The 26,226-nt window shown below is 65.6% G+C and carries 24 protein-coding genes; 9 read left to right on the top strand and 15 right to left on the bottom strand.

All coding sequences use genetic code 11. From position 1 onward, the window contains the following. Window positions 1-165 precede the first annotated feature (165 nt). A complete protein-coding gene (locus ABZW16_RS15460; RefSeq protein ID WP_354956238.1) occupies window positions 166-1,215 on the top strand; it encodes an aminotransferase class V-fold PLP-dependent enzyme in 1,050 nt (349 codons plus the stop codon). A 245-nt stretch (window positions 1,216-1,460) separates the two neighbouring features. Here ABZW16_RS15460 and ABZW16_RS15455 read toward each other — a convergent pair whose 3' ends face one another. Both ABZW16_RS15455 and ABZW16_RS15450 read right to left on the bottom strand, forming a co-directional pair. After that, window positions 1,461-2,078, bottom strand: coding sequence for a hypothetical protein (locus ABZW16_RS15455; RefSeq protein WP_354956236.1), 618 nt, complete (start codon window positions 2,076-2,078; stop codon window positions 1,461-1,463). A gap of 187 nt (window positions 2,079-2,265) precedes the next feature. Continuing rightward, window positions 2,266-2,703 (bottom strand): MarR family transcriptional regulator, encoded by a 438-nt coding sequence (locus ABZW16_RS15450; RefSeq protein WP_354956234.1) that lies wholly within the window; start codon window positions 2,701-2,703, stop codon window positions 2,266-2,268. Between the two features lie 84 nt (window positions 2,704-2,787). On the opposite strand from ABZW16_RS15450, the gene ABZW16_RS15445 reads away from it, so the two are divergent. Continuing rightward, window positions 2,788-4,029 (top strand): epoxide hydrolase, encoded by a 1,242-nt coding sequence (locus tag ABZW16_RS15445; protein ID WP_354956232.1) that lies wholly within the window; start codon window positions 2,788-2,790, stop codon window positions 4,027-4,029. A 244-nt stretch (window positions 4,030-4,273) separates the two neighbouring features. Here the strand turns inward: ABZW16_RS15445 and ABZW16_RS15440 are convergent, their stop codons facing one another. The 3 genes from ABZW16_RS15440 to ABZW16_RS15430 all read right to left on the bottom strand — a co-directional run bounded on the left by ABZW16_RS15440 (window position 4,274) and on the right by ABZW16_RS15430 (window position 7,799). Then, a complete protein-coding gene (locus ABZW16_RS15440; protein ID WP_354956230.1) occupies window positions 4,274-5,632 on the bottom strand; it encodes a cytochrome P450 in 1,359 nt (452 codons plus the stop codon). Window positions 5,633-5,931: 299 nt separating this feature from the next. After that, window positions 5,932-7,008, bottom strand: coding sequence for a diacylglycerol kinase (locus ABZW16_RS15435; protein ID WP_354956229.1), 1,077 nt, complete (start codon window positions 7,006-7,008; stop codon window positions 5,932-5,934). After that, window positions 7,005-7,799: an SDR family oxidoreductase gene (locus tag ABZW16_RS15430; RefSeq protein ID WP_354956227.1), complete on the bottom strand. Its 795-nt coding sequence runs from the start codon at window positions 7,797-7,799 to the stop codon at window positions 7,005-7,007. Before ABZW16_RS15430 ends, ABZW16_RS15435 begins: the two co-directional genes overlap by 4 nt. A gap of 91 nt (window positions 7,800-7,890) precedes the next feature. On the opposite strand from ABZW16_RS15430, the gene ABZW16_RS15425 reads away from it, so the two are divergent. Further along, window positions 7,891-8,757, top strand: a complete 867-nt coding sequence (locus ABZW16_RS15425) for a helix-turn-helix domain-containing protein (protein WP_354956225.1) — start codon at window positions 7,891-7,893, stop codon at window positions 8,755-8,757. 6 nt (window positions 8,758-8,763) lie between these two features. On the opposite strand, the gene ABZW16_RS15420 is transcribed toward ABZW16_RS15425, so the two are convergent. The 4 genes from ABZW16_RS15420 to ABZW16_RS15405 form a co-directional block, all read right to left on the bottom strand. After that, window positions 8,764-9,759, bottom strand: coding sequence for a TAXI family TRAP transporter solute-binding subunit (locus ABZW16_RS15420; RefSeq protein WP_354956223.1), 996 nt, complete (start codon window positions 9,757-9,759; stop codon window positions 8,764-8,766). After that, window positions 9,756-11,786: a TRAP transporter fused permease subunit gene (locus tag ABZW16_RS15415; protein ID WP_354956221.1), complete on the bottom strand. Its 2,031-nt coding sequence runs from the start codon at window positions 11,784-11,786 to the stop codon at window positions 9,756-9,758. The genes ABZW16_RS15420 and ABZW16_RS15415 overlap by 4 nt, the downstream gene beginning before the upstream one ends. Further along, on the bottom strand, window positions 11,752-13,065 hold the full coding sequence (locus tag ABZW16_RS15410) for a transposase (RefSeq protein WP_354956219.1): 1,314 nt from the start codon (window positions 13,063-13,065) through the stop codon (window positions 11,752-11,754). The genes ABZW16_RS15415 and ABZW16_RS15410 overlap by 35 nt, the downstream gene beginning before the upstream one ends. Before the next feature lie 204 nt (window positions 13,066-13,269). Beyond that, a complete protein-coding gene (locus tag ABZW16_RS15405) occupies window positions 13,270-13,689 on the bottom strand; it encodes a nuclear transport factor 2 family protein (protein ID WP_354956217.1) in 420 nt (139 codons plus the stop codon). 138 nt (window positions 13,690-13,827) lie between these two features. Between ABZW16_RS15405 and ABZW16_RS15400 the strand changes: the two genes are divergently transcribed. Continuing rightward, window positions 13,828-14,421: a helix-turn-helix domain-containing protein gene (locus ABZW16_RS15400; protein ID WP_354956215.1), complete on the top strand. Its 594-nt coding sequence runs from the start codon at window positions 13,828-13,830 to the stop codon at window positions 14,419-14,421. Here ABZW16_RS15400 and ABZW16_RS15395 read toward each other — a convergent pair. The 5 genes from ABZW16_RS15395 to ABZW16_RS15375 all read right to left on the bottom strand — a co-directional run bounded on the left by ABZW16_RS15395 (window position 14,375) and on the right by ABZW16_RS15375 (window position 18,283). Beyond that, on the bottom strand, window positions 14,375-14,890 hold the full coding sequence (locus ABZW16_RS15395) for an SRPBCC family protein (protein ID WP_354956213.1): 516 nt from the start codon (window positions 14,888-14,890) through the stop codon (window positions 14,375-14,377). The two genes, ABZW16_RS15400 and ABZW16_RS15395, sit on opposite strands and share 47 nt — an antisense overlap. A gap of 104 nt (window positions 14,891-14,994) precedes the next feature. Then, window positions 14,995-15,390 (bottom strand): hypothetical protein, encoded by a 396-nt coding sequence (locus tag ABZW16_RS15390; RefSeq protein WP_354956211.1) that lies wholly within the window; start codon window positions 15,388-15,390, stop codon window positions 14,995-14,997. Further along, a complete protein-coding gene (locus ABZW16_RS15385) occupies window positions 15,387-16,328 on the bottom strand; it encodes an alpha/beta hydrolase (protein WP_354956209.1) in 942 nt (313 codons plus the stop codon). The genes ABZW16_RS15390 and ABZW16_RS15385 overlap by 4 nt, the downstream gene beginning before the upstream one ends. A 10-nt stretch (window positions 16,329-16,338) precedes the next feature. Then, a complete protein-coding gene (locus tag ABZW16_RS15380) occupies window positions 16,339-17,127 on the bottom strand; it encodes a glucose 1-dehydrogenase (protein WP_354956207.1) in 789 nt (262 codons plus the stop codon). 28 nt (window positions 17,128-17,155) lie between these two features. Further along, window positions 17,156-18,283 (bottom strand): LLM class flavin-dependent oxidoreductase, encoded by a 1,128-nt coding sequence (locus tag ABZW16_RS15375; protein ID WP_354956205.1) that lies wholly within the window; start codon window positions 18,281-18,283, stop codon window positions 17,156-17,158. 170 nt (window positions 18,284-18,453) lie between these two features. Between ABZW16_RS15375 and ABZW16_RS15370 the strand changes: the two genes are divergently transcribed. From ABZW16_RS15370 to ABZW16_RS15355, 4 genes are read left to right on the top strand one after another with little or no spacing between them, the layout of a single operon-like run. Then, entirely contained in the window at window positions 18,454-19,191 is a 738-nt protein-coding gene (locus ABZW16_RS15370) for a glucose 1-dehydrogenase (RefSeq protein WP_354956203.1), read from the top strand. A gap of 14 nt (window positions 19,192-19,205) precedes the next feature. Continuing rightward, the gene (kstD, locus tag ABZW16_RS15365) at window positions 19,206-20,876 is read left to right on the top strand and encodes a 3-oxosteroid 1-dehydrogenase (RefSeq protein WP_354956201.1); all 1,671 of its coding nucleotides are present in this window, start codon (window positions 19,206-19,208) and stop codon (window positions 20,874-20,876) included. Between the two features lie 10 nt (window positions 20,877-20,886). Then, on the top strand, window positions 20,887-21,618 hold the full coding sequence (locus ABZW16_RS15360; RefSeq protein ID WP_354956199.1) for a glucose 1-dehydrogenase: 732 nt from the start codon (window positions 20,887-20,889) through the stop codon (window positions 21,616-21,618). A 15-nt stretch (window positions 21,619-21,633) separates the two neighbouring features. Further along, on the top strand, window positions 21,634-22,452 hold the full coding sequence (locus tag ABZW16_RS15355; protein ID WP_354956197.1) for an SDR family NAD(P)-dependent oxidoreductase: 819 nt from the start codon (window positions 21,634-21,636) through the stop codon (window positions 22,450-22,452). 238 nt (window positions 22,453-22,690) lie between these two features. Here ABZW16_RS15355 and ABZW16_RS15350 read toward each other — a convergent pair whose 3' ends face one another. After that, window positions 22,691-23,659 (bottom strand): YafY family protein, encoded by a 969-nt coding sequence (locus ABZW16_RS15350; protein WP_354956195.1) that lies wholly within the window; start codon window positions 23,657-23,659, stop codon window positions 22,691-22,693. A gap of 63 nt (window positions 23,660-23,722) precedes the next feature. On the opposite strand from ABZW16_RS15350, the gene ABZW16_RS15345 reads away from it, so the two are divergent. After that, on the top strand, window positions 23,723-26,002 hold the full coding sequence (locus tag ABZW16_RS15345) for an excinuclease ABC subunit UvrA (protein ID WP_354956193.1): 2,280 nt from the start codon (window positions 23,723-23,725) through the stop codon (window positions 26,000-26,002). Window positions 26,003-26,226: the final 224 nt, after the last annotated feature.

Here is a 26,226-nt window from a genome sequence, read left to right as displayed (position 1 = left end):
CCGAGAATGCGCTGGTGCAGGTGCGTTCTCGACGTTTGCCTGCGTGAGCGCATGGTGATCGCCTGTCCGAGGGCTACCCAGCATGCTGGGTGAGGATTGGATTTGGGTCCACTATTTTGCGGGTGGCACTCGACTCGGGCGGGTCGTGCGCGGAGTGTGTCAGGTATGTCTTCGCTTGCGCCCGATGAGTTCACGACCGAGACCGCCTATCTGAATACCGCTTCGCACGGTTTGCCGTCTGCGCGCTCATTGGCGGCGGTGCAGGAGATCAACGCGTTCTGGGCGGCGGGTCGTGGTGCACCGGCGACGCGGGATGATCTGGTACCCGAATTGCGGGCCGGGTTCGCGCGATTGCTGGCGGGCGCTTCGGTCGACGATATCGCGCTCGGCGCAACCGTGGCCGGGCTGATCGCGCCGGTGGTCGCCGCATTGCCGCCGGGAGCGGAAGTATTGCTCGCCGAAGGCGAATTCTCTTCCGTCTCCATGCCTTTCGTGCATCGCGGCGATCTCGCCGTGCGGTTCGTGCCATTGGAGCGCCTTGCCGAAGAGGTGCGGCCCGAAACGGCATTGGTCGCGGTCAGCGTCGTGCAGTCCAAGGACGGCCGGACCACGGATATGCCACTGTTACGCGCGGCCACCCGGGCGCACAATGCCCGACTGCTGGCCGATGCCACCCAGGCCGCCGGATGGTTGCCGCTGCGTTTCGACGATGCCGACTATTGGGTGTGTGCGACATTCAAGTGGCTGATCGGCGCGCGCAGCGTCACATTCTTCGCCGCCGCACCGGAAGCCGCCGCCGAGTTGCGCCCGATCAGCCCCGGCTGGTACGCGGCGGCCGACCGCTGGGCCGAACTCTACGACCCGATCGCACTATCGAGCACCGCCCAGCGATTCGACTCCACTCCGGACTGGCTCGGCGTCATTGCAGCGCTGGCAGGTCTGTCGTTGCTCGAGGAGCTGACCATCGACAAGATCGGCGCCCACAACCGCGAACTCGCCACCCGGTTCCGAACCGGGTTGGCAGAGTTGGGTTTCCAGTCGGTACCCGCCGATTCAGCGATCATCTCGGTGCCCGGCGCGGGCGATGCGGCAGCCCGCCTGGAAGCGGCGGGCATCATCACATCCGCCCGCGGTGGCGGCCTGCGCTTCTCCTTCCACCTCTACAACAGCACCGACGATGTGGACCGAGCACTGACCGCCCTCGCCGAGCGCTGACAACCGCACCTGCTGGTCGACCGGCCGTTTCCTGGCGCACGAGTTCCGGACTCACGATGATCGGCGGATGCTGTTCATAGAAGAGCACTGCTGACCGCGTGCGCGGCCGGGCGGGGAAACCCTCCCGGCCGCGCCTGCACCCGATCCCCGCGCGACCATCACATCCAGGCCATCGAGCACCCGCTTGCGGGTCTCCGCAGCTCCGGAACCCCCGACCAGTCGGCCGCTACTTCACCTGCCCGGGATCACGGCTGGCCGCTGGCCCACGCCTGTACGGCGTCGAGGAACTCCGGGCCGCCCACGACATATCCGCCGACGGTTCCACCGATCAGCGCGCCCACGGGAATGCTGATCCCCCATATCAGGGGAAAAAGCGCCCCGAGGATGCCGCCCACGATGGCACCGCCGACGACGCCGGGCAGGTTCTTGTTGATCTGCTCCTTGAGTCGGTCGTAGGAGCTGATGTCCTGCAGTTGCGCAATATCTTCTGCCGTCGGGGTCGGTGTCAGCGTCAGGGTGCGGCCGTCCGCACCGATGTGCTGCGCAATCGCGATCGAACGCCCGTCGACGGCGTACCACTGCGGCACTTCGGTCACCGCCGCTCCGTCGCCGGACTCGAGCACCACCGCACCGTTCTGCGCGATCTCGAACTCGCCATTCTCGACGGAGGCGATAATGACCCTGTCCACTGGCGAAACGGTGATCTGGTAGTTGATTCCGTGATCCACACCGGAAGTCGTGCCCCCCGCAGTCACCGCAGTCGGCTGCTCCGTTACGGCCAGCTCTGCATGGGCGGTTGCCGCAGTGACACCCACGGCCGAGATGGCCACGAAAACGGCAGCAGTGATTTTCTCGAACTTCATCCTTCGAATCCCTCCACTCAACTGCCCCTGATGGGCGGACCGAGTCAGACCTTAAGCGGTGTCGAATTCAATGGCGTGCAGCACGCCACACGCAGTTCGAAGTCACTGCATTCCGGTTTTCCATATCTCCGGTGCAGCCCTTGCGGGTGCCGCAGCGAGCGGAAGGTCGCCGGGAAGATCCTGCGTGTCAGCGCTCTCGCTCCAGCTGGGCGAGCCGGGTGAGGGCGGGCAGCGCGGCGGCGAGTGCCCGTCGGTGTGCGGGGCTCAACTCGGAGACCATCGGAACCAGGTACCGGACCCGGTCGTCGCGGCGGGCTTGCCGCACCTGCCGGCCTGCCTCGGTGAGGTGCACGATCACGGCCCGTCCATCACCAGGGTCACGGCGGCGCAGCACCAGCCCGTCGCGCTCCAAGCGCGTGATGAGTTGCGTGATGCCAGGCTGGGTCATCTGCTCGGTCTCGGTCAGATCGGTCAGCCGCACCGGGCCCCGGTGAGCCAGGGTGTCGAGCACCGACAAGGTGGTGAACGGCAGCTTCTCCCGTACCGGGATGCGGATGTAGACGCGGTTGAAGTCCTCGATTGCCGCGGCGAAGGCGTCCACGTCGAAATCGTCTATGTCGTCCACACGAGCAACTATATCCGGGAATTATAAAAGTTGCTTAAATAAGCTCCTTATGTAAAGTCGACACCAAACGGCGCAGGAGGCCAGATGAGCGACAGAACCCACGATGCCCGACCGTTCCCCTTGACGCCGACGAAGATTCACGTCCCCGACAGCGTGCTCACCGACCTGCGGCAGCGCCTGGATCTGACCCGCCTGCCCGATGATGTCGGCAATGAAGACTGGTATTACGGCGTGCCGCGCAGCTATCTCCAGGAGCTCGTGGACTACTGGCGCAGCGGATACGACTGGCGCGCAGCCGAAGCCGAGATCAACACCTACCAGCATTTCAAGGTCGAAATCGACCGTATACCAGTGCATTTCATGCGCAGGCCCGGCGTCGGGCCGAATCCGACGCCGCTGATTCTGACACATGGCTGGCCCTGGACGTTCTGGCACTGGTCCAAGGTCGTCGACTTGCTGGCGGATCCGGGGGCGCACGGCGGTGATCCGGCCGAGGCGTTCGACGTGATAGTGCCCTCGTTTCCCGGGTTCGGGTTCTCCAGCCCGCTGGCGAACCGCCCGGATGTGAACTTTTGGAAGGTCGCCGACCTCTGGCACACGCTCATGACCGATGTTCTGGGCTACCAGAAATACGGTGCCGCCGGCTGCGACGTGGGCGCACTGGTCACCGCGCAGCTCGGCCACAAGTACGCCGACGAGTTGTATGCCATCCACATCGGATCCGGACTGAAACTCACTCTGTTCAACGGCGATCGTGCCTGGGATTTCAGCGGCGGCCTGCCGATTCCCGACGGCCTGCCCGCGGAGGTACGCGCACGAATCGTGGAGCTGGACAAGCGTTTCGCCGTCCACCTGGCCGCACACCTGCTCGCCCCCAGCACCCTCGCCCACGCCCTGTCCGATTCCCCGGCGGGCATGCTGGCCTGGATCCTGGAACGTTGGTTCAAATGGAGCGACAACGGCGGCGACATCGAAACCGTGTTCAGCAGAGACGATCTCCTCACGCACGCCACGATCTACTGGGCCACCAACACCATCGGCACCTCGATACGCCTCTACGCCAACCACAACCGCTATCCCTGGACGCCTTCGCACGACCGTCTCCCGGTCGTGCAGGCCCCCACCGGCATCACCTTCGTGGGCTACGAGAACCCACCCGGCATCAGCACCGCCCAACGCGTCGAACACTTTCGCGCCAGCGACCGCGCCCAGTGGTACAACCACGTCAACCTCACCGTCCACGACCACGGCGGCCACTTCATTCCCTGGGAGATCCCCGACCAATGGACCGGCGACCTACGCCGCACCTTCCGGGGACGGCGCTGACACGTCTAACAGACGGTACGTAGTGCTCGGCAGTCAGGCGCGCTACGGGCATGTTCAGCTACTGAGCTGGTGCGTGTTTCGAAGTGAAGTGAGGGGTGACACCGTTGCGATGCCACCCCTCGGTGTGTTCGGTGGAAGTTGTTGCCCGCGTTGGTGTGTGGGTGAGGTCTCCGGGTAGGCGGGCCGCGGGCCCGCCCTCACCACTTCGAGACAGAACCCAGTAGGGGCACGCGGGACCGGCGCGCTATCCGCGTTCGGTCAGGGATGCGATCAGCGGGAACTTGGCGTTGAGGGTGATCGCCGCAGCCGGAGTGGGGTTCGGGTTCTCGATGGTCAACTCGAACCGCCGCATGATGGTCGACAACGCGAGTTGCATTTCCATCATCGCGAACGCGTTGCCGATGCAGAGGTGTCCACCCGCACCGAAGGGCAGGTAGATGTTCCGGTCACGAGCGGCGACCGCGTCGGCTGCGAAGCGGTCCGGGTCGAAGGTATCCGGCTGATCCCAAACCTCGGGATTGCGGTGTGCGTGATAGTAACTGAACATCACCGGAGTGCCTGCCGGGATGAGGTGGCCCCCGATCTCATCGTCCTCGCGGGTGCGGCGTTGTCCCATCCACGCCGGTGGCATCAGCCGCAGCGCCTCCTCTATCACCTGCTTGTTGTAGGCCAACGCGGGCAGATCGGTCATGGTGGCGTGATCGCCGGGCAGCGCGGCGTCGACCTCGTCACGCAGCCGCTCACGCACCTCCGGATGCAGTTGCAGGAGCAGAATGGCCGATGTCAGAGCCGAGGAGCTGGTTTCGTGACCGGCGAAGAGCATGGTGACGACCTCGTCGCGCAACTCTTTGTCAGTGAAGTTCTTGCCGGTCTCGGCATCGGTGGCGCTCATGAGCATGGCCAGCAATCCGCCGTTGTCGTTGTCGCGGAGCTGGTCGATCACCGAGTAGACGATGGCATCCATCTCGCCGAGCGCCCCCCAGAAGCGGCGGTGGCTCGGAGTTGGAAACTGCAAGGGGATCAACGGCATTCGGATGAACTTTCCCAGTTCGTCGTTCACCCGCTGGGTCGCGTTGGAGAAACCGGTCACCTCTGGTCCCTGCGGATCCATCCCGAACAGAGCCCGCACCACGATCCGCAAAGTGAGATGGCTCATCTGCTGGCCGATATCGATCGTTCGGCCGGCTCGGGCGTGTTCGGCCCATTCGTCGCACATGGCGTCGATCTCGGCCACCATGATCTCGGTGAGCGCGTTGATCTTCTTGTGGTGAAAGGCGGGTTGCACGAGGCGCCGGTTATGTCGCCACTTGTCGTGGTCGGCGATGGTCGCCAGCCCGCGGCCCGCGAACAGCTCCAGGATGTCGTACATCTCGGTCTCACGGGTGAAGTTCACCGTGCGTTCCTGCAAGATGTACTTGATGTGGTGGGGATGCGTAACGCCGACCATGACCCCGTTGATCAGCTGGAACCGAAACACGTCACCGTGCTGGGACCTAGCGTCGGAGAGGAACGTAATCGGGTCGGTGAGATAGCGTTTGGTGTTGCGGAGGCGGCCAGAGACCATCGGGGGCAACGCATGGACAGTGATGGAGAGAGACGTCACCGCACCAAGTAAAGCCGAGCGCGCAGAACTTGCCATGGTTGGCAAATGCGCCCGAAAACGACTGTTTACGGTTCGGTCGATACCTTCCGTGACCTGCTGTCGAGAGTCCGTGCGGTTGGTTTCCCTCCGCCCCGGGCCAGCACTACCTTATCAACCGCGTCAACGCCCGAGCCTGACGTGGTTGCCGCCAGCAGCGCCGAAACAGCTTGACATGCAACGGATTCGAAGAGAATCTGCTGACCCGGGGTTTATGTTGGTTCGCGCCCTATCGGGCCCTATCCAGGATGTGGAGCATCGGGTTACCCGGGTGGGCGGGTTGCGGGGGCGGTGATCAGGGGCAGGTCCAGCGCGGTGAGGATGCCCGCTGGGGCTTGGACGACCGCCGGGACCGCGTTGACGATGCGCATGGCTGTGGCCAGTAGCGTCGCGTGGTTGTGGTCGCCATTGCGGCTGGAGGTGACCAGGTCCATGGCATAGCTGGGTTCGCCGGTGATCTCGACACGGTAGGAGCCCTCGGGGTGGGCGGGTTGCGGCCAGTCCGGGCACAGGTCGGGGCGCAGGCGCGTGACGTGTTCGAGCACCGTCACGACCTGGTCCCCGACCATGCCGCGCACCTCGAAACGCAGTGCGGCCGCGGTCCCTTCGGCGATATGGCCGGTGGCGATATCGAAGGAATCCGGTGCGGGAATGCGTTCGTAGGTCTGGGTGACGGCGTCGAGAGTGACGCCGATGCCCGCCGCCAATTGACGCACGGTGCCGCCCCAGGCCAGCGATAGCACCCCCGGCTGCAACAACATCGGGATCTCGTCGAGCGGTTTGCCGAAACCCATGATGTCGAACATGACCTCACGGTTGTCGTAGCTGGCGTAGTCGACGATCTCCAGACACCGCAGCTGGTCGATGCGCAGACAGGTGCCCGCGAGCGCCAGCGGCAGTAGATCATTGGCGAAGCCCGGATCGATACCGTTGACCCACAGCGACGAATTCCCTTGTGCTGCAGCCTCTTGGATCGGCTTCAGCAGCTCATCCGGCAGCACACCGTAGGGGTACTGGAAGAACACCGGAGCGCACGCGACCACATTGATTCCGGCACTGAGCAGCCTGCGCAGATCTTCGACCGCCTCGAGCAGACGGTTATCGGTCATCGAGCAATACACGACGCAATCGGGTTTCGACGCCAGTATCGCCTCGGTATCGGTCGTCGCGGTGACGCCGACCGGATGATCCAGTCCGGCAATGGTTCCCGCGTCCAGCCCGTCCTTCTTCGGACCCGAAACCCATACCCCGGCCAATTCCAGATCCGGATTCGCGATCACACCGGCCAGTGCGTGCGCGCCGACATTGCCAGTGCCCCATTGGACTACGCGGTAGGTCATGACAGATCCGGAAGTGGCAGGTCGAGATTGGGCGCGATCAGACCGCCATCGGGCTCGAGCACCTTACCGGTGACGTACTTTCCGGCTGGCGACACCAAATACAGTGCGGCGGCGGCGATATCCTCGGGTTCACCGATGCGGTGCAGTGGCGTCTTCGCCTCCAGCTCCGTACGCATCGCATCGTTGCCCGCCACGATCTCCAACGCGGAGGTCAGAATCGAGCCCGGTGCGATGGCATTCACCCGGATGCGCGGATTCAGATCCATTGCCGCCAGCCGCGTGTAGTGCGCCAGCGCCGCTTTCGCCGTCCCGTACGCCGCAAAAGCACGCCCAGGCAGTCGCCCCATGGTCGAGGTGATATTGAGAATCGAACCGCCACCGGCGGTTTCGAGAATCTTGGGCACCGCCGCACGCACCAGCGCGTGCGCATTGGTCACATTGAAGTTGAACGCCTGCACCAGCGCGTCCGGCGTTGTGTCGAGCAATGGGCACGGCAGCGCGCCGCCGACATTGTTGACCACGATATCGAGGCGTCCGAAGCGTTCGACGGCCGCGGCGGCCAGCCCGGCGGTCGCCTCGATATCACTCAGGTCCGCGGGCACCACATGGGCCTGACGGCCCGCGGCCGTCACCTGCTCGGCGACCTCGTCCAACTGGCTCTTGGTGCGGGAGGCGATGACGACATCCGCGCCCGCCTCCGCGAAGGCCACCGCAATCGCCGCGCCGAGGCCGCGCCCCGCGCCGGTGACGACGGCGACCTGTCCGTCGATTCGGAATCTGTCCAGAATCATGCGCACTCCACAACTGTCGAATATTCGACACTGCTTGTCGTAATATTCGTCATCGTAGAACCGCTCCACCGAACCGCACAAGAGGTTGTCCATGTCCGACCGGTCCCCGTCCCCGCCGACCCGCCGCGTCATCGATATCGTGTCGCTGCTCGCCGCGACCCCGGAGCCGATCAGCGTCGCGGGCATCGCGGACCGCCTCGATATCGCCCGCGCCACCGCGACCGCGATTCTCGCCGAACTGGATTCGGCGGGCTGGGTGCGGCGCGATCCGAACCGCGGCTACGGCCTCGGCCCGGCGCTGGCGAATCTGCACGGCCCCGCGCTGCCGCGCGCGCTCGGCGATATCCTCACCGAACTCACCGTCCGCACCGGCTACGGCGCGACCCTCAGCCGGATCGAGCCCGAGCACCTCACGGTCCTCGATGTGCGCCACGGGCCCGAACGCGTCGTCCCCGGCATCCCGGTCGGCCATCGCATCCCGCTGCAATTTCCGGCCGGGGCCAGCGTGATGCCGTGGCGTTCGGCCACCGAACAGAACACCTGGCTGGCCACCGCGCCCGACGCGGACCGCCGCATCGCGAGCGGCCTGCTCACCCTCGTTCGCGATCGCGGCGTTGCCCTGTTCCGCCCGCGCACCGACGATGCGGGCACGGTCGAACTCCTCGCCGACCTCCTCGGTGCCATGGGCACCGAACTCGTGCAGCCGCACCTGCGGACCCGGGCCCTGCGCCGCCTCGCATTTCTCACCTCGCGATCGTTCACCAGGGCCGAACTCGACTCCGAGGCCGTACTGCCGCTGAGCTATCTCGCCGCACCGGTTTTCGATGCCGCGGGCGTCGCGGCCTACGAGGTCCAGTTGGGGCCGCTGCGCGCATCGACGACCAAACCCGAACGCGAGGAATTCATCGCCGCCACCGTCGATACGGCCCGCGCACTGACGGGAGCGCTGGTGTCCTGAGCACGGTCACTTTGTCAGCGCATGTGCCGCCCCACGGTGCAATGTCACCGGCGCAGTGATCGTCGCGGTATCGCGTCTGATCCCTTTCGCGGCCGAATTTGCCTGTTCCAGTTGGGGTTTGCGATCGAAGAGGGTCCTGGTGAGCACACAGGCCAGATTCGCGTCGAGATCGTCACGGACCAGCAGCAGATTCGGCACGACAATGGTCTTCACATCGGCGGTCAGCCCGTAGACGGTGGCCGGAATTGTGCCCTCCTCGTAGACCGGATTCACCGCGTGCATGCTGCCGGAGATATCGGCGATATCGAGGAAGCGCACCTTGCCCTTGGTGGAGGTGAGCAGGTCGGTAATGCCCGGGGTGGGCAGGCCGCCGGAGAAGAACATGGCGTCGATGGAGCCGTCCTTCATACCGTCCACCGTTTTGGTGAGATCCAGACGCTGGGGCGAAATATCGGTGTCCGGATTCAGCCCGGCCGCCTGCAGTACGCGCTGGGCGATCACCTCGGTACCGGACTTCGGCGAGCCGGTGGAGACCCGTTTGCCGCGCAGATCGGCGACCGATTCGATCTCGGCGCCGGTGCGCACGATCACCTGGGTGTAATTCGGATAGAGCCGCGAAAGTGCCTGCACCGGTTGCTTTTTGCCGTCGAAGCTGGCATTGCCCATGATCGCGTCGGCGGCGGTATCGGCGAGCGCGAACGCGACCTGATAGGTGCCGGCCACCAACTGCTGAATGTTCTGCACCGACGCACCGGTTTCGGCGGCGGTCGCCTTCACCTTGCCGCCGGTGGCCTGCGAGACCTGTTCGGCGTATGCGTTGCCGAGCGCGAAGTACACGCCGGTGGAATTGCCCGTCGCGATGCCGACACGGGTGTCGTCCTTCACCTCACAGGTGACCGCGCCACCGGTATCGGACTGCGGCGTGTCTCGGCGTCCCCCGCATCCGGCCAGCAATCCGGCCGACAGCACGGCAACGGCGAATCCTATGGCAACTCTTCTCAAGTCGTCCTCCTTCTGGAGAGCAGAGTGACCCCGACGGCCGCGGTCAGCGCGACCAGACCGACGACGAGTGCGCCGGGCTCCAGGTACAACAGGGCCAGACCGGCCACCGCGGCGAGCAGCCGGGCCGCGATCCCGGCCGGGCCGATGCCGAGCATCCAGCCGCCGGTCGCCACGGCCAGCGCCGCCACGCCGATACCGGCCACGATCGTCGTCCACAGCACACCGAGCACCGGCCCGTGCCCGAGCAGATATGCACCGGGTCCGCTGAGTACGAAGACGATCGGCACCAGGAAGGCGGGCAGCGCGTACTTCAGCGCCTGCCACATCGTCGGCACCGCACGCGCCCCGGTGATCGCCGCCGCGCCCACCGCCGCCAGCGCGGTCGGGGGCGTCACCTCGGACAGCACCGAGTAGTAGAAGACGAACATGGCCGCTGCGGGCGCGGACACATCCAGCGCGAGCAGTGCCGGACCGATGATCGCCCAGCCGATAATGAACGACGCGGTCACCGGCACCGCGAGCCCGAGCAGCGCGAGTGCGATCGCGGCGAGCACCACCGTGCACGCCAGCACCACGGTGTGGTTGTCCGACACCGCCTTTCCCGCACTCACCAGCACCGAGGCCAACTGCGCGCCGAGCCCGGTCTTGGTGGCGATCGCGGTGATCACCCCCGCCGATGTGCACACCGCGACGACCGGCAGCGCCGAACGCACACCGCTGCCGAGCATGTGGAAGATCCGGCGCGGTGAGCGCGCCCGGGCCCGGATGCGCGAGTCGAGGAAGGCCAGCACGAATGCCAGTGCGGTGGCGTATATGACGGCCTTGGCGGCGCTTACGCCGATCAGCAGCAGCACCACGATCGCGATCAAAGACAGGAAGTGGTAACCGAATCGGGCCAGCAGCCGCCATACCGAGCCGACGCCGATCTCGACCTGCGCGGTGCCGAGCCGACGCGCATCGATCTCGACCGCGAGCAGAATCCCCAGGTAGTACAGCAGCGTTGGGATCATCGCCCAGCCCAGCACCGTGACATAGGAGACGTCGAGGTATTCGGCGACGATGAACGCGGCGACGCCCAGGGTCGGCGGTGACAGGATCGCGCCGACACCCGCCGCGGCGAGTACCCCCGCCGCCTGTTCCGGCGGATATCCGGCGCGGCGCAGGATCGGCCAGGTGACCGCGCCGACCGTCACCGCGGTCGCGGTGCCCGATCCGGAGACGGTGCCGAGCAGGAATCCCGAGGCGACCGTGGTGCGTCCGGCGGCACCGCGCGAGCGCCGGAATGCCGCAACCGACAGATCGACGAAGAACTGTGCCGCGCCCGAGAATTCGAGTACCGCACCGTAGAGGGTGAACAGCACGATATAGCTGGCCGCGACATCCAGTGGTGTGCCGTAGAACCCGCTGCCCGAGTTGTACAGCGCATCGACGATCTGCCCGAAGTCGAGTCCGGCGTGCGCGACGGTCCACTGCTGCGGCAGGTAGCCGCCGTAATAGCCATACGCGATGAAAACCAGGCATACCGCGGGCAACACCCACCCTGTGGTGCGCCGACAAGCCTCCAACACCAACACCAACACCACCGTGCCCATGGCGATATCGACCGGATCGAACAACCCTTGCCGATCCAGGAACGCGTTATAACCGCCGCCACCGGACCCGATCCCCATCGGCAGCACCGGATACAGGCATACCACCAGCGCGACCAGGGCCAGCAGCCAATCGATCGGCCCCGGACCCGCCCCGCGCTCGAGCCAGCGCAGCCCGGACCGATAGGCCAGGAACACCACCGGCAGCGTTCCGGCCAGGAAGATCACCAGGTAGTACTGGCTGCCCTGTGCCAGGGGCCGGAACACCTGCCACAGCACCAGCAGCGCGACCGCGAAGGCGGCCGTCGCTACGACCCACTCGGCCCGTCCGCGCAGTACCCGGGCGGGCTTCTCTTCGTCGTCGACCTCGAGCTTCTCCGGCACCCAACTACGAGCGGACAACTCAGCGTGCAAATCCGCCCCCGGCGAATCCGACATGGCGCGACCATTTGACTTCCTCCCGTGGCCGGAGCTGCGGGATTCCAGACCGCTCACGAATTGGCAAGCAGCCGAACAGTAGTTCCTCACGGTTTCCTGTTGGTTCCTGCTTCACTGACCCGCCCAGCGGCTGGAGGTCTCCACAGGCTGTGACCGCAAGCCCTGCGGCCAGGATGTTCTTCGCCGCGTTTACGTCCGCATGCTCGATATATCCACAGCTGGTACAGCGGAATACCGCTTGGCTCTCACGGGATTCCGAGTCCACGAATCCGCAGACCGAACAACGCTGCGATGTGTATTGCGGCGGCACTTTCACGATCAGGCAACCTGTACGTCGGGCTACGTTGCGCAAGGCCAGCTCGAACTTGTGCCAACCCTTGTCCAAGATGGCCCGATTCAGCCCAGCCTTCTGCCGAACGTTCGTGCCGGGTTGCTCGACCGTTCCTCTTGCCGACCGGATCATGTTGCGAATCGGCAGATCTTCTATGACGACCACGCTGTTTCCAACAGCGAGCCTATTCGCTGTGTAGGCACAAAAATCGGCTCGACGTTGGCGTTGGCGACGCCGGACCGACCTCATCGCAACGAGGGTTTTGTGCCGATTCGCCGAACCATTCACTTGCCGCGCCAGTCTGCGTTGCAGACGGCGATACCTTCGCCGTTCGCCAGGAGTATCGAATTTTCGGTTGTACATCGTGCCGTCCGAGACTGCGACAGCCACCTTCACACCACGGTCCACACCAGCCGCTGTACGGCTGTCGGGTTCGTTCGTTGGGTCCAGTCCAGTGTTGACGAGGAACGATACGAACCAGCGCCCTCCGTCACAGGAAACCGTGGCCGATCGGATTGTCCCGCCCAATGAACGAGACCAACGGAAACGAACCCACCCCAACTTCGGCAATCGAGCCTGTCCCCGTTTACGGCCCAACCGTTGCACGATGATCTGTTTCGGATCGGGAAACCGGAAAGACGGCGACCAGCGCCGACTCGAACGCCACCGCACCCGGAATGTACCGCGCTCTCGGCACGCTCTGTCCAGGTCGATGAGTGTCTGCTGCAGGATGTGTGACGGTGCCGCACGCAACCACGCATGCTCAGTCTTCGCATCAGCAAGTTCGGCCGCTTGCGGTGAATAGTTCATCCACGCACCCCGACATTGGTACGCGCGGCGCTGTTCCAAGCCGGTATTCCATACCGAACGACAGATACTCCCGAACAGCGTGCATGCCTGCTCTTGCAATGGAGTCAGCTCGAGCTGGTACCTGCGTCCCACCAACATGGATCCGCCTCCCTCATCACCCGGCTCTTTGGCCCCAGTCGACATCACCACACTGCGACGCAAACCAAACAGGTCACGGCTCCGCCGACGAGAGCGTAACCATGGGATGAGTGGTACTGCTGGCGTTCCGAGGTGACGGTATCAACGAACGACCGTCTGCATACTGCTATCAACTATGTAGCCCAAACGCACCGCCGGGAGTGTCTAGGCCGTGTGCCCGGATACTCGACCGCCAAGTGCCACGCGATGGGCGATCACCTTCCGATAGGAGATCCGCCAACCACCGGCCTCGTGCACGACCGTATCGTCGTATTCGACGCTGCTGCTGCTCCCATCGGCATGGATCCCGATCCCCTTCGACCGCACCCGGACCGCACCGTCCGCCTCGGCGATGACCACATTCGTAATGTGATGTCCGACCGGGTTCCCGGCACCGAGTGCGCCCGCCGCCTCCCGCAGCGCCGGAATTCCGCGCAGCTCCCCCAGTCCGAAGTCGTTGAGGTCGTAAGTGATTCCTGCGGTGAACAGCTCATCCATCCGATCCAGCTCACCCGTGTCCATGAGGTGACCGTGCAGTGCGATCAGGTCGCCGATCTCGATTCGGTCCTGTGCCGACAGTGCCATGATGCGACCTCCTGCCACCCCACTCCTACCGTAAGATGAGGCATAGTCCGGTTATCCGAAACCGTAACGGACCATGTCCCCGGTTAGCAAGAGGAGCACCCGCTGACGCGCGAAAGATCAACCCGCACAATGCGACCGATGCGCGCCGATGCTCGGCGCAACTACGAGCGGCTGCTCGACCAGGCCCGAATCGCCTTCACCGAGCACGGCGTCGACGCATCCCTCGACGAGATCGCCCGCCGCGCCGGCGTGGCCAGCGGAACGCTCTACCGGCACTTCCCCACCCGCCTCGACCTCATCGAGGCGGTGCTCGGTGAGCGGGTCGCCGAACTCGCCGAACTGGGCCGCGACCTGATGGACGAGCCGGACAGCTATCGGGCACTCACCACCTGGCTGCGGGCGGCCATCGGCCACGCGCTCACCTTTCGGGGACTCTCCGCCGCGATCTTGAATTCCGCCATCGACGGCGGTGCCGAATTGATATCCGCTTGGCACGCAGAGACTTTCACGATCGGTACGGCGTTGCTGCACCGCGCCCAGGCATCCGGGACCGTCATCGCAACCGCGGATGCGGCCGATCTGCTGCGCATGGTGGGCGCCATTGCCTGGGCCGCCCAGGACACGCCGAACCCGGCCGCGCAGGCGGACCGGCTGCTGACCCTGCTGCTGAACGGACTGCGCGCGCCTACGCGGCCGAATCAGCGAGCGCGGCGGACGGACGGCGGGACATGACCTTGCGCAGAAAGGTGACCCACCGCGATGGGCGGGCCGGAGTAACGAGCGGATGCCCCAGCGAGACGGCGGTTCTATCGAGGATTGCCTCGATCATGGCGTCGTGTATCCAGCGGATCGCGACCGGCCACAGGATGTAGCCCATCCCATGCAGGCGGGCGTCGATCTCGTGGCGCAGGATGCTGCTATCCGGCCACTTGCCATCCAGCACGTCGAAGGTGTGCGTGCCGGTAAGGAATGACCCAGGTGCCAGGGTGAACTGCACGCGGCGACCCGGCACCCACTCGGTACACCGATACCGAATGAGCCCGTGGCCGCCGTCGGCCCCGACACCGAGTGGCCGGTCGAGCACCAGCGCGGGCCAGCCGGGCGGCCACACCGGACTGTCCGGTTCGGCAGCCCTGGCGAGCAGTGCACCGACCTGCTCCGCGGGCACCGGATACTCCCGCTGATGGATGTTTCGAACCACGACCCAACCTCCATTCGGTACCGTATGGAACGCTGCCCATACGGTACCGTATGGAGAGTGGGATGCGAAGTCGACCGAGCCACATCGGCCCAGGCGATGCGCGGCTATCCAGCCGGACGATTCGCGGGAGCGGATTCGTACAGGACTATCGCCCACGGTGATTCGGGAGACGGGCGGACCGCGGTGCGTCGTTCGTGCGGCCCGGTCACCGGCTCGTCGGCCGGAAATCCGGCGGCCCGGAGACGAGCGAGGGTGGCGTCCAGATCGCCGACCTTGACCGCAAGGGATGGAATATCACGCTCATCGGCACCCGCGAGCATGACTCGGGTCGGACCGATATCGAACTGCGCCCACCGATCACCGTCGACGAATGTCGCGGTGGTACCCAATACCGCGGTGAGCAGATCGATGGCGGCGGTGAGATTGTCGGTGGGGAAAATCGTGCCGAGTCGTTCGACCGTCCCACCCGTGGTCGAATCGCTGCGCGATGGTGCACTCATCGGACCTCCAATGCACGGCGGAGTGCGGAAAAGGCTTGGGCGGTGGCTTCTTTCGCATCGGGCAGGCTGTCGACCATGGTGAAGAAGCCGTGGAACTGGCCGTCGTAGCGGATCATCACGGTCTCGACACCCGCCTCGCGGAGCCGAGCGCCATACTGCTCGCCCTCGTCACGCAGCGGATCGAATTCGGCGGTAATGACATAGGCGGGCGGCAGCCCGGAGAGGTCGGCAGCGCGCGGCGGTGCGGCGTAGGGGTTGGCCGCAGCACCGTCGGATCCGAGATATTGCTCCCAGTACCACCGCAAATGGTCATCGGTGACGAAGTATCCGTTGGCATTGTCCCGGTAGGACGCAGTGTCGCGCGCCGGATCCAACATCGGATAGACCAGCAGTTGGTGGACGATTTCGGGCCCATTGCGATCGCGGGCCATCAGCGCCGTCACCGCGGCCAGATTCCCGCCCGCGCTGTCCCCGGCGACCGCGATCCGGTCCGGCTCCCCGCCGAACGTATTCGCCTGGGCCGCAACCCATTCCAGTACCGCATAGGCATCCTCGGCCGCGGCCGGGAATCGGTGTTCCGGCGCCTGCCGATAGTCCACCGATACCACGATCGCGCCGACACCGTTGCTCATGGCTCGACACAGCTGATCGTGACTGTCCAGGCCGCAGATCACGAACCCGCCGCCGTGAAAGAAGACCACGATCGGCAACGAGGTGCCCGCGGGCCGATACAGGCGAACCCGCACCGGCGGCGCTCCGGCGGGCCCGGGCACCATCCGCTCTTCGACCTGGTCGACCGGAACCGGCTGCACCGGAGGAGCCGGACGAGCGGCGAGGATCCGGCGCGCCTGTGCCGCGTCGAGCACCTCGGTGCCCAATGCGGGGAACGACGCCGAAGCCGCATCGACGATCGCCCGCGCCTCGGGTTTCAGCGGCATCGCCGGTACCTCACGACTCGCCGGTGGCGCCGACCGGCGGCATCGAGCCGGGCGGAATGAACTGTCCCGCGGATAATCCGCCGTCGATGGCCACTTCCGCACCGGTGATGAAAGCCGCGGCATCGGAGGCCAGGAACGCCACCAGATCCGCCACCTCGGACGGCAGGCCGACCCGTCCCAGCGGCAGCGCGGGGAAACTACCCGGCCCGGTGCCGAGGCCGAGATGGCCGATCATCGGGGTGGCGATGGGGCCGGGATGCACCGAATTGACCCGGATCCCCGCCGGACCGAATTCCAGCGCCGCCGTCTTCGTCAGCCCGCGCAGTGCCCATTTGGACGCACCGTAGGCGGAATGCCCCATCAGCCCTTGCAATCCGGCCTGCGATGAGATGTTGACGATCGAACCGCCGCCCGCCGCCGCCATCGGGCCGACGACCGACTGCATGCCGATGAACGCGCCGACCAGGTTGATCCGCAGAATGCGTTCCAACTCCTCGACAGTGGTCTCGGTGAGCGCCTTCGTCGTATAGATCGCCGCATTGTTCACCAGCACATCGAGCTTGCCGAAATCGGTCACCGCGGTCTGCACCGCGGCCGCCCAGTCGTCGGCACTGCTCACATCGTGGCGCACGAAACGCGCTGCGGCGCCAATGGATTCGGCGACCGCCTTACCTTCGGTTTCGAGCACGTCGGTCAATACCACGCTGGCACCCGCTGCGGCGAACAGCCGAGCCTCCTCGGCACCCTGTCCCCGCGCGGCGCCGGTGATCAGCGCTACCTTGCCGGTCAGATCGATCATTGTCTGCTCCTTGCCAATTCAGTTGTGACTAGCTCTTGCGGAAGTGCGGGATGACCTTCTCGCCCCAGTGCCGAATCGTCTCCAGGCAGGCCTCCTGCGGCACGGTGCCCATCTGGATCAGGCACAGGATCTCGTCGGCACCGGCCGCCTGCAGCCGCTCGACGTAGGCGATGGCGTCCTCGGGACTGCCGTAGGCGTGTTCGGCATTGAAAACCGAAGTGGCCCCGGCCTTCACCGGAATCTTCGCCTCGTGCAGGTACGCCACATGCTCATCGGCGGCCTCGCGGATCCGGGCCATCTCGTCCACGGTCGGGTCGATGGCCTCGTCCGGCACCGGGCCCGCGCCGTACCAGTGCTTGATGGACTGGGCGAAGAACCGCTGGCCGCGCGCACCGATCTGCTGCGCCTTCTCCCGGTCGTCCAGCACGATCGTCGGGCACAGCGCCGCGAAGTGGTCGTTGACCACGGTGGAGACGAACTTCTCCCCGGTCCGCTCGGCAATGGCGGCATCGTAGGTGCGGCGCAATTCGGCGATCTCCTCCACACCCGCGAAGCCCAGTACCAGCGCACCGATTCCGTAGTCGGCGGCCAGCTTCAGGGTGTCCTTCTTGGTGCACGCCATGAACAGCGGCGGATGCGGCAGCTGCACCGGACGCGGCAGCATCGGATGCGGATCGATATCGAGCAGCTCACCGTGCCATTCGAATTCGCCCTCCGGATCCTGCCAGGCCTTGCCGATGATGCGCAGCGACTCCTCCACCTCCTGATAGGTGCGGTCGGGATCGACACCGCACATGGAGGTCTCCTGCGGCGTGGCGCCGCGGCCCGCGCCGAGGTTCACCCGCCCGTTGGAGAGCACGTCGAGCATGGCCGCGCGTTCGGCCGCGCGCACCGGGTGGTTGAAGTTGAACGGCATGCACACCACGCCGTGGCCGATGCGGATCCGCTCGGTGCGCGCGGCCACCCAGGTCAGGAAGATCTCGGGCGCACTCATATGCGCGTACCACTTCAGGCCGTGGTGTTCGACCGCCCAGACGGTGTCGAAACCCATCTCCTCGGCCAGTACCGCCTGCTCGACGCAGTCGCGCAGGACCTGCCGTTCGTGATCGGCCGACGGGTTGGTCATCTGCGCCTCGAAGATCATCGAGAATTTCATGCATTGCCTCCATTTCTCAATATGCCTAGTAGAAATATTTCCGATGCTCTCGTTGAGGTCAGGTGCATGTCTCGGTGGATGGGACTGGCTCCGGTCGCGTCGGCCTCGCGCCCATAGCGTCGAATTCGACACGGCGATCGAACCGACGCCGCAGAAAGGACGGACCTGCAGTGGGTCGACTCGATGACAAGGTCGCGCTGATCACCGGCGGAGCGCGCGGAATGGGCGCCGAACACGTCCGCCGCTTCGTCGCCGAGGGCGCGCGGGTGGTGTTCGGCGATGTCCTCGACGAGCAGGGCGAACAGCTCGCCGCCGAGACCGGCGCGCGCTATGTGCACCACGATGTGACCAGTGCGGCGGACTGGGCCGCCGCGGTGCGGACCGCGGTGGACGAGTTCGGCGGACTCGATGTGCTCGTCAACAATGCGGGCATGCTGCGCTTCCAGCGCATCGCCGAGATGAGCCTGGCCGACTTCACCACCATCATGACGGTGAACGTCACCGGCACCTGGCTCGGTATCAAAACCGCCGCACCCGCCATGACCGGCGGTGGCGCCATCGTGAATATCTCCTCGGTCGAGGGCTTCATCGGCGCGGCGGGCCTCTCCGCCTACAGCGCGAGCAAGTTCGCGATTCGCGGACTCACCAAATCGGCCGCCCGTGAACTCGGCAAGGACGGAATCCGGGTCAACTCCATCCATCCCGGCGGCATCGCGACCCCGATGACGGCGGCGGCGGGCTCGGGCGTCGACGGCAACAGCTTCTTCGCCGGTCTGCCGATTCCGCGCTGGGGACAGTCCGGCGAGGTCTCCGAGGCGGTGGTCTTCCTGGCCTCCGATGCCGCGAGCTATTGCACCGGAACCGAGGTCGTCATCGACGGCGGCATGCTCACCGGCGCCGGTTACTAGGGAAGGAGAGCCAGATGTCCCAGGAATACACCTACGACGTCGTGGTCGTCGGCTCCGGCGCGGCGGGTATGACGGCCGCGCTGACCGCCGCCTATCGCGGGCTTTCGGTGGTGCTGATCGAAAAGAGCGGCAGCTTCGGCGGTTCCACCGCCCGCTCCGGCGGCGGTGTCTGGATTCCGAACAATCCGGTTTTGGTGCGCGAGGGTGTGCCCGACAATCCGGACCTGGCCCGGGTCTACCTGAAATCCGTTGTCGGCGACCGGGTTCCGCAGGAGAAGCAGGACGCCTTCCTGGACAACGGGCCGCGGATGTTCACCTATCTCGGCGCGCGCACGAACCATCTCCAATTCGTCTACGACCGTGGCTATTCCGACTACCACCCGGAACTGCCCGGCGGACTCGCGCAGGGCCGCAGTATCGAACCCGCGATCGTCGACGGCCGTCTGCTCGGCAAGGATATGGAGCTGATCAACCGGCCGACCATGTCGGGCCCGAAGGGCATCGCGTTCACTGTCAGCGACTTCCACGATCTGAATATGATCGCGCGGACCTGGAAGGGTAAGCGCACCGCGCTGAAGGTGGGCGCGAAGGCCGTGCTGAACCGCATTCGCGGGCGGCAGCCGCTGAGTCTCGGCAAGGCCCTGGTGGCGCGGCTGTGGCTGGCACTGCGCGACGCGGGTGTGCCGGTCTGGCTGAATACGCCACTCACGGATCTCATTGCCGACGACGATGTGGTGGTCGGTGTGCGTGCCGAGCGCGACGGTGCGCCGATCGTTATCCGCGCGCGCCGCGGTGTTGTGCTCGCCGCTGGCGGTTTCGAGCACAACCTGGAGATGCGCGAGCGATTCTTCGCCGAGCCGGTCAGCACCGACTGGACCGTCGGCGCGACCGAGAATGTCGGCGACGGCATTGTGGCGGGTGAAAAGCTCGGCGCCGCACTGGATCTGATGGATGATGCCTGGTGGGGCCCCTCGGTGCGCAATCCGGACGGACCGCCGTTCTTCTGCCTGGCCGAACGCTCCCAGCCCGGCGCGATCATGGTCAATGACGCCGGCGAGCGGTTCACCAACGAATCGGCCAGCTACGTCGATGTGGTGCACACCATGTATGAGCGGCACGCCACCAGTGTCGGCCATGTGCCCGCGCATTTCATCATGGACCAGCGCTTTCGCGATCGGTACCTGTTCCTGGGCACCTTCCCGAAACAGGCCATCCCGCAGAAGTATTTCGACGCCGGAATCATCAAGAAGGCCGACACGCTGGCCGAACTCGCCACCAAGATCGGTGTGCCGGCCGAAGCCCTGACCGCGACGGTCGAGCGCTTCAACGGCTTCGCGCGCGCCGGTCGCGACGAGGACTTCCATCGCGGCGAATCCGCGTACGACCGCTACTACGGCGACCCCACCGTCACCCCGAATCCGTGTCTGGCGCCGATCGATCAGGGCCCGTTCTACGCGGTCGAGATGGTGCCCGGCGATCTGGGCACCAAGGGCGGTCTGGTCACCGACGAACACTCCCGGGTGCTGCGCGCGGACGGTGCGCCGATCCCCGGACTCTATGCGGCGGGCAACAATTCGGCCGCCGTCATGGGCAATAGCTACGCGGGCGCGGGCGCGACCATCGGTCCCGCCATGGTGTTCGGCTATATCGCCGCCCAGCACATCGCCGATCTCGAACATCCCTGAGGAGTATGACGTGGACAGAGTCGCAGGCAAGACCGTCATCATTACCGGCGGCGCGCGCGGCATGGGCGCCGCATTCGCCCGTCGCTTGGCGGCCGAGGGAGCCTCGGTCGTTATCGCGGATGTCCTCGCCGACGAGGGCAAGGCGGTGGCCGCCGAACTCGGGGACAGCGCGCTGTTCGTTCCGCTCGACGTCACCGACGAATCCGCGTGGGCGGCAGTTGTTGCCGAGGCCGAGCGCACCTTCGGACCGGTCTGGGGTCTGGTCAACAATGCGGGGATCGTGCATGTCGATCCGATCGAGCGGCTGGCGGAGGCAGACTACCGCCGCGTCATCGATGTGAACCAGGTCGGTGTCTTCCTCGGCATGAAGGCCGTTGTGCCGTCGATGCGCCGGGCCGGTGGCGGCTCGATCGTCAATATCTCCTCGATCGGCGGCATCATCGCCTTCAGCAATATCCTCGGCTATGTCGCGTCCAAGTGGGCGGTGCGCGGGATGACCAAGGCCGCCGCCCAGGAGTTCGGCGCCGACGGAATCCGGGTCAATTCGGTCCATCCCGGTGTCGTGGCCACCGAGATGACCGCCGACTCCGACCGCTCCAACTCGATGGTGCACGACCAGCCGCTCCCCCGTGCCGCGGCGCCGGGTGAGCTGGCCAACCTCGTGCTGTTCCTCATTTCCGACGAGTCCAGCTTCTGCACCGGCTCCGAATTCGTCGCCGACGGCGGCTACACCACCAAATAACCAAGGACACCTGCTGTGAAGAACTTTGAGGACAAGGTCGTCGTCATTACCGGCGCGGGCGCTGGCATCGGTCGCGCGCTCGCGCTGGAGCTGGCGGGCCAGGGCGCCAGGTTGGCGTTGTCCGGGCGAAACCTGGCCAATGTCAGCGAAACCGTCGCACTGTGTGAGCAGGCTGGAGCCGAGGCACGCGCCTATCGGCTCGATGTCACCGATCGCGCCGCCGTCTACACACACGCCGACGAGGTCCGATCCGATTTCGGCCCGGCCAATCTCGTGGTCAACAATGCGGGCGTCTCGCTGACCGCCAATGTCGAGGAGTTGAGCTGGGAAGACTTCGAGTGGATCGTCGGCATCAATTTCTGGGGCGTCATGTACGGCACGAAAGCCTTTCTGCCGCAGGTCATCGCATCCGGTGACGGCCATATCGCCAATGTCTCCAGCATGTTCGGACTCGCTGCCTGTCCGAGCCAGGGCGCTTATAACGCAACCAAATTCGGTATCCGCGGCTTCACCGACGCACTGCGCCAGGAGATGAAGATCGCGGGTTACCCGGTCGGCGTCAGCAGCGTCCATCCCGGCATGATCAAGACCGACATCGCCTGGAAGGCCCGCGCGGGCGGCGACCGCGACCGCGACGCTCTGGCCGCCAACTTCGACAAATTGGCCAAGACGACACCCGAATCCGCCGCGAAGACCATTCTGCGCGGCATCCGCAAGGACAAGGCCAAGATTCTCATCGGTGCCGACGCCCGCGTAATCGATTTGCTGCCCCGGATTTTCGGCTCCGGTTATCAGCGCATCCTGACGGCGCAGATGAAAAAAGAAGTCGAGTGAGACCATGACCCGCTGGGTGATTCGCACACCGACCACCCGACTTCGTGCCCGCCGTTGCCGCAGCCCGCGCTGGCCGGGAGGTCGTGGCCTGCTCGGCGGGCCCCGATCTCCCAGGCACCGCCGGCGGCCTCGGCATGACGTGGGATCTGACCAGCACCGGCCCCGCCTCGGCGGTCCTGCCCGACCTTTCGGCCGATGCGGTGCCGCTGATTCTGATTGCCGCACAGCATGTCCCGTTTCATCCGCTCGCGTCGGCCGCGCGCAGTAACTTCGCGCCGAGGTCGCGGAGCATTTCCGCCATCTCCGGTGGTTCCCTGACCTCGAATTCCAGGCCCAGGTGGGCGATTCGGAGGGCGGTCCATTCCAATGAGTCGGCAGTGGTGCGCAGGAGGCAGGTTTTGGTGTCGATCGGCTCGATTTCCTCGGGGCGGACGCGGAAGCTTTCGATCAGTTCCGGGGCCGGGGCGTGGACAATGAAGACGACTCGGCGTATCGGGCGGGATTTCGCGAGCGATTCGGTGACGAAGGCCGCGGCGTCCTCGGTGGGCAATTTTCTTGGCGTACTGCGGATTCCGATCGGTTGTGCGGATTCGATGCGGTCGACTCGAAAGGTGCGCCAGTCGGCGCGGTCGATATCCCAGGCGACGAGGTACCAGCGGCGGCCCGCGGAGACGAGGTTGTGCGGTTCGGCCAGTCGGCGGGTTTCGGTATCGCCCTTATCGCGGTAATGGAAGCGAATGCGTTCGCCGTCACGGCAGGCGGCGGCCAGCACAACCAGGGTTTCGGGGTCGATGAGCGGTCCGGCCGCGGGTCCACCGAGCGAGAGCGTCGCGAACCGCACCGCCTCGACGCGGCGGCGCAGCCGGGTGGGCAGCACCTGTTGGAGTTTGACCAGCGCGCGTGCCGATGACTCGTCGATGCCCTCGACCGCGCCGACTGCGGAATTGCGCAGTCCGAGCGTGATCGCGACCGCTTCGTCGTCGTCGAGCAGCAGCGGCGGGAGCGCGGTCCCCGCAGCCAGGCGGTAGCCGCCGATCGAGCCGAGGCTCGCGTGCACCGGATACTCCAATTCACGCAGCCGTTCGATATCGCGGCGCACCGTCCGCACGGTCACACCGAGGCGTTCGGCCAGTTCCGGACCGGTCCACTCGCGACGGGTCTGCAGTAGGGACAGCAGTTGCAGCAGGCGGGCGGCGGTTTCGGTCACAGCTCCCAGTATGACCTCAAATGAGGACCGATTCTGACCTCATTCGGCTCTACCGTGGCGATTGTGAACGCAGACCGAGACACCATCCAGATCATCGGGGCCCGTGCCAACAACCTGCGCAATATCTCCCTGGCCATCCCCAAAGGCAAGATCGTCGTCTTCACCGGCGTATCCGGATCGGGCAAATCGTCGGTGGTCTTCGGCACCGTCGCCGTCGAATCGCAGCGCCAGCTCAATGAGACCTTCACCTGGTTCATCCGCAACCGGCTGCCCAAGTACGAGCGGCCCGAGGCCGATGTGATCGACAATCTCGCGCCCGCCGTAGTGGTCGACCAGAAGCCGATCGGCGGCAACTCCCGCTCCACCGTCGGCACGATGACCGATATCCAGTCGATCATCCGAGTGCTGTTCTCGCGCTATGGCGAGCCCAGTGCCGGTGCGGCGACTCACTATTCGTTCAACGACCCATTGGGCATGTGCCCGGAGTGCGGCGGGCTCGGATATGTCGTGCGGCCGGATCTGGACAAGCTGCTCGATACCGACAAATCGCTCAATGCGGGCGCCATCAACTTCGCGCCCTTCGCGGTGGGCACTTTTCAGTGGCAGCTCTATGCGGAATCCGGACTCTTCGATCCGGACATGCCATTACGCGATTTCACCGCCGAGCAATGGCAACTGTTCCTACACGGCAACGGGTTCCGGGTGCCCCGACTCAATCGGACCGGATCGATGGGCAGCAATGCCTACGAGGGGCTGCTGGAACGTTTCGACCGGCTCTATATCAAACGCGACCTCGGTGCATTGAGCGATAAGAATCGCGCGGCCGCGACGGCAGTGGTCAGCGAGGAGATCTGCCCGGAATGCGGTGGCGCACGCCTGAACTCCGCCGCATTGGCGAGCCGGATCAATGGTCTCGGCATTGCCGCATACGGCCGCCTCGAGGTCTCCGACCTGATCGAGGTGCTGAGCGCACTCGCACAGACCCCCGCCGCGCCGATCGCCGCTGCCGCCATTGCCCGGTTGCGGCGGATCGCGGAGGTGGGCCTCGGCTATCTCTCGCTCGACCGTGAGACGTCCACGCTTTCCGGCGGTGAAGCCCAGCGGCTCAAGGTCGTTCGGCATCTCGGCTCCAGTCTCACCGGAATGACCTATATCTTCGACGAACCCAGCGTCGGCATGCACCCGCGCGATGTCGGTCGGCTGAACCAGCTGCTGATCCAGTTGCGGGACAAGGGAAATACCGTGCTGGTGGTCGAGCACTCCCCCGATGTCATCGCCGTCGCGGACCATATCGTGGATATGGGGCCGGGCGCGGGCGGACACGGCGGTCAGGTCGTCTTCGAGGGCACGCTCACAAAGCTGCGTACCTCGGGCACCCTGACCGGTGAGCGGCTGCGTCTCGTCCGGCCGATCAAGCGCGGCAACCGAACTCCGACCGGCTGGCTCACTGTCGCCGACGCCGACTCCTACAATCTGAAGAACGTCACCGTGCGGTTCCCCACCGGTGTGCTCACCGCGGTCACCGGAGTGGCGGGTTCGGGCAAGAGCACCTTGGTATCCGGCGCATTCGTCACCGCCTATCCGCAGACCATCGCCATCGACCAGTCGGCCATTGCCGCCTCCCGCCGCTCCAGTCCCGCCACCTACATCGGCATCATGGACCCGATGCGGCAATTGTTCGCCAAGGAATACGGCGTCAAGCCCGGCTTGTTCAGCTTCAACTCCGAGGGCGCGTGCGGCGAATGCGGCGGCGCTGGCGTTATTTTCACGGATCTGGCGTACATGGACCCGATCACCACCGTCTGCCAGAGCTGCCATGGCCGCCGCTACCGCCCCGAGGTGCTCGGCTACACGATTCGCGGCGCATCCATCGCCGATATTCTGGATATGACGGCCGAGCAGGCGCTCGACTTCTGGAACGGCAACGCGGGCAGCAAGATTCACCCGCCGCTGCGTGCACTGAACGAGGTCGGCCTCGGCTACCTGACGCTGGGACGCTCGCTGAGTTCACTGTCCGGCGGTGAGCGCCAGCGCCTCAAACTCGCCGACCACCTGCACCGCAGGGGCGGCATCTACGTGCTCGACGAGCCGACGACCGGATTGCATATGGCCGACGTCGACACGCTGCTCGCACTGCTGGACCGACTGGTCGACGCGGGCAATACGGTGATCGTCATCGAACACGACCTGGAGGTGGTCAAGCGGGCCGACTGGGTCATCGATCTCGGGCCCGACGGCGGTAAGCACGGCGGCGAAATCGTCTTCACCGGAACTCCCACGGCACTGCTCGACGATCACCGCTCCATCACCGCCGACTACCTGCGGCGCAGCGTGGCGCATTGATCGTGGACCCGGTCGGCGCGCTGAAGCCGCCAGGTTTGCCGTGGTGATCCGGTGAGCACGTGCTCGCGGTTTGATCAGCGCGCACGCCATCCGGTGGCTCGGGCCCACTCCTCCATGCACGCGACCGCGGCAAACCACGAGTCCTCGGCCAGGCTGGCCGGTGCGCTGGAGTGTCCGAGGCTTGTCGTGGTAGTCCGCGGATCCGGAGCCGAGATCGCTGCGGC

It is taken from the genome of Nocardia sp. NPDC004604, from assembly GCF_040609795.1.
Lineage (GTDB): Bacteria > Actinomycetota > Actinomycetes > Mycobacteriales > Mycobacteriaceae > Nocardia.
Note: the sequence above shows the minus strand (reverse complement) of the source record. Positions and strands in the feature narration are given on the sequence as shown.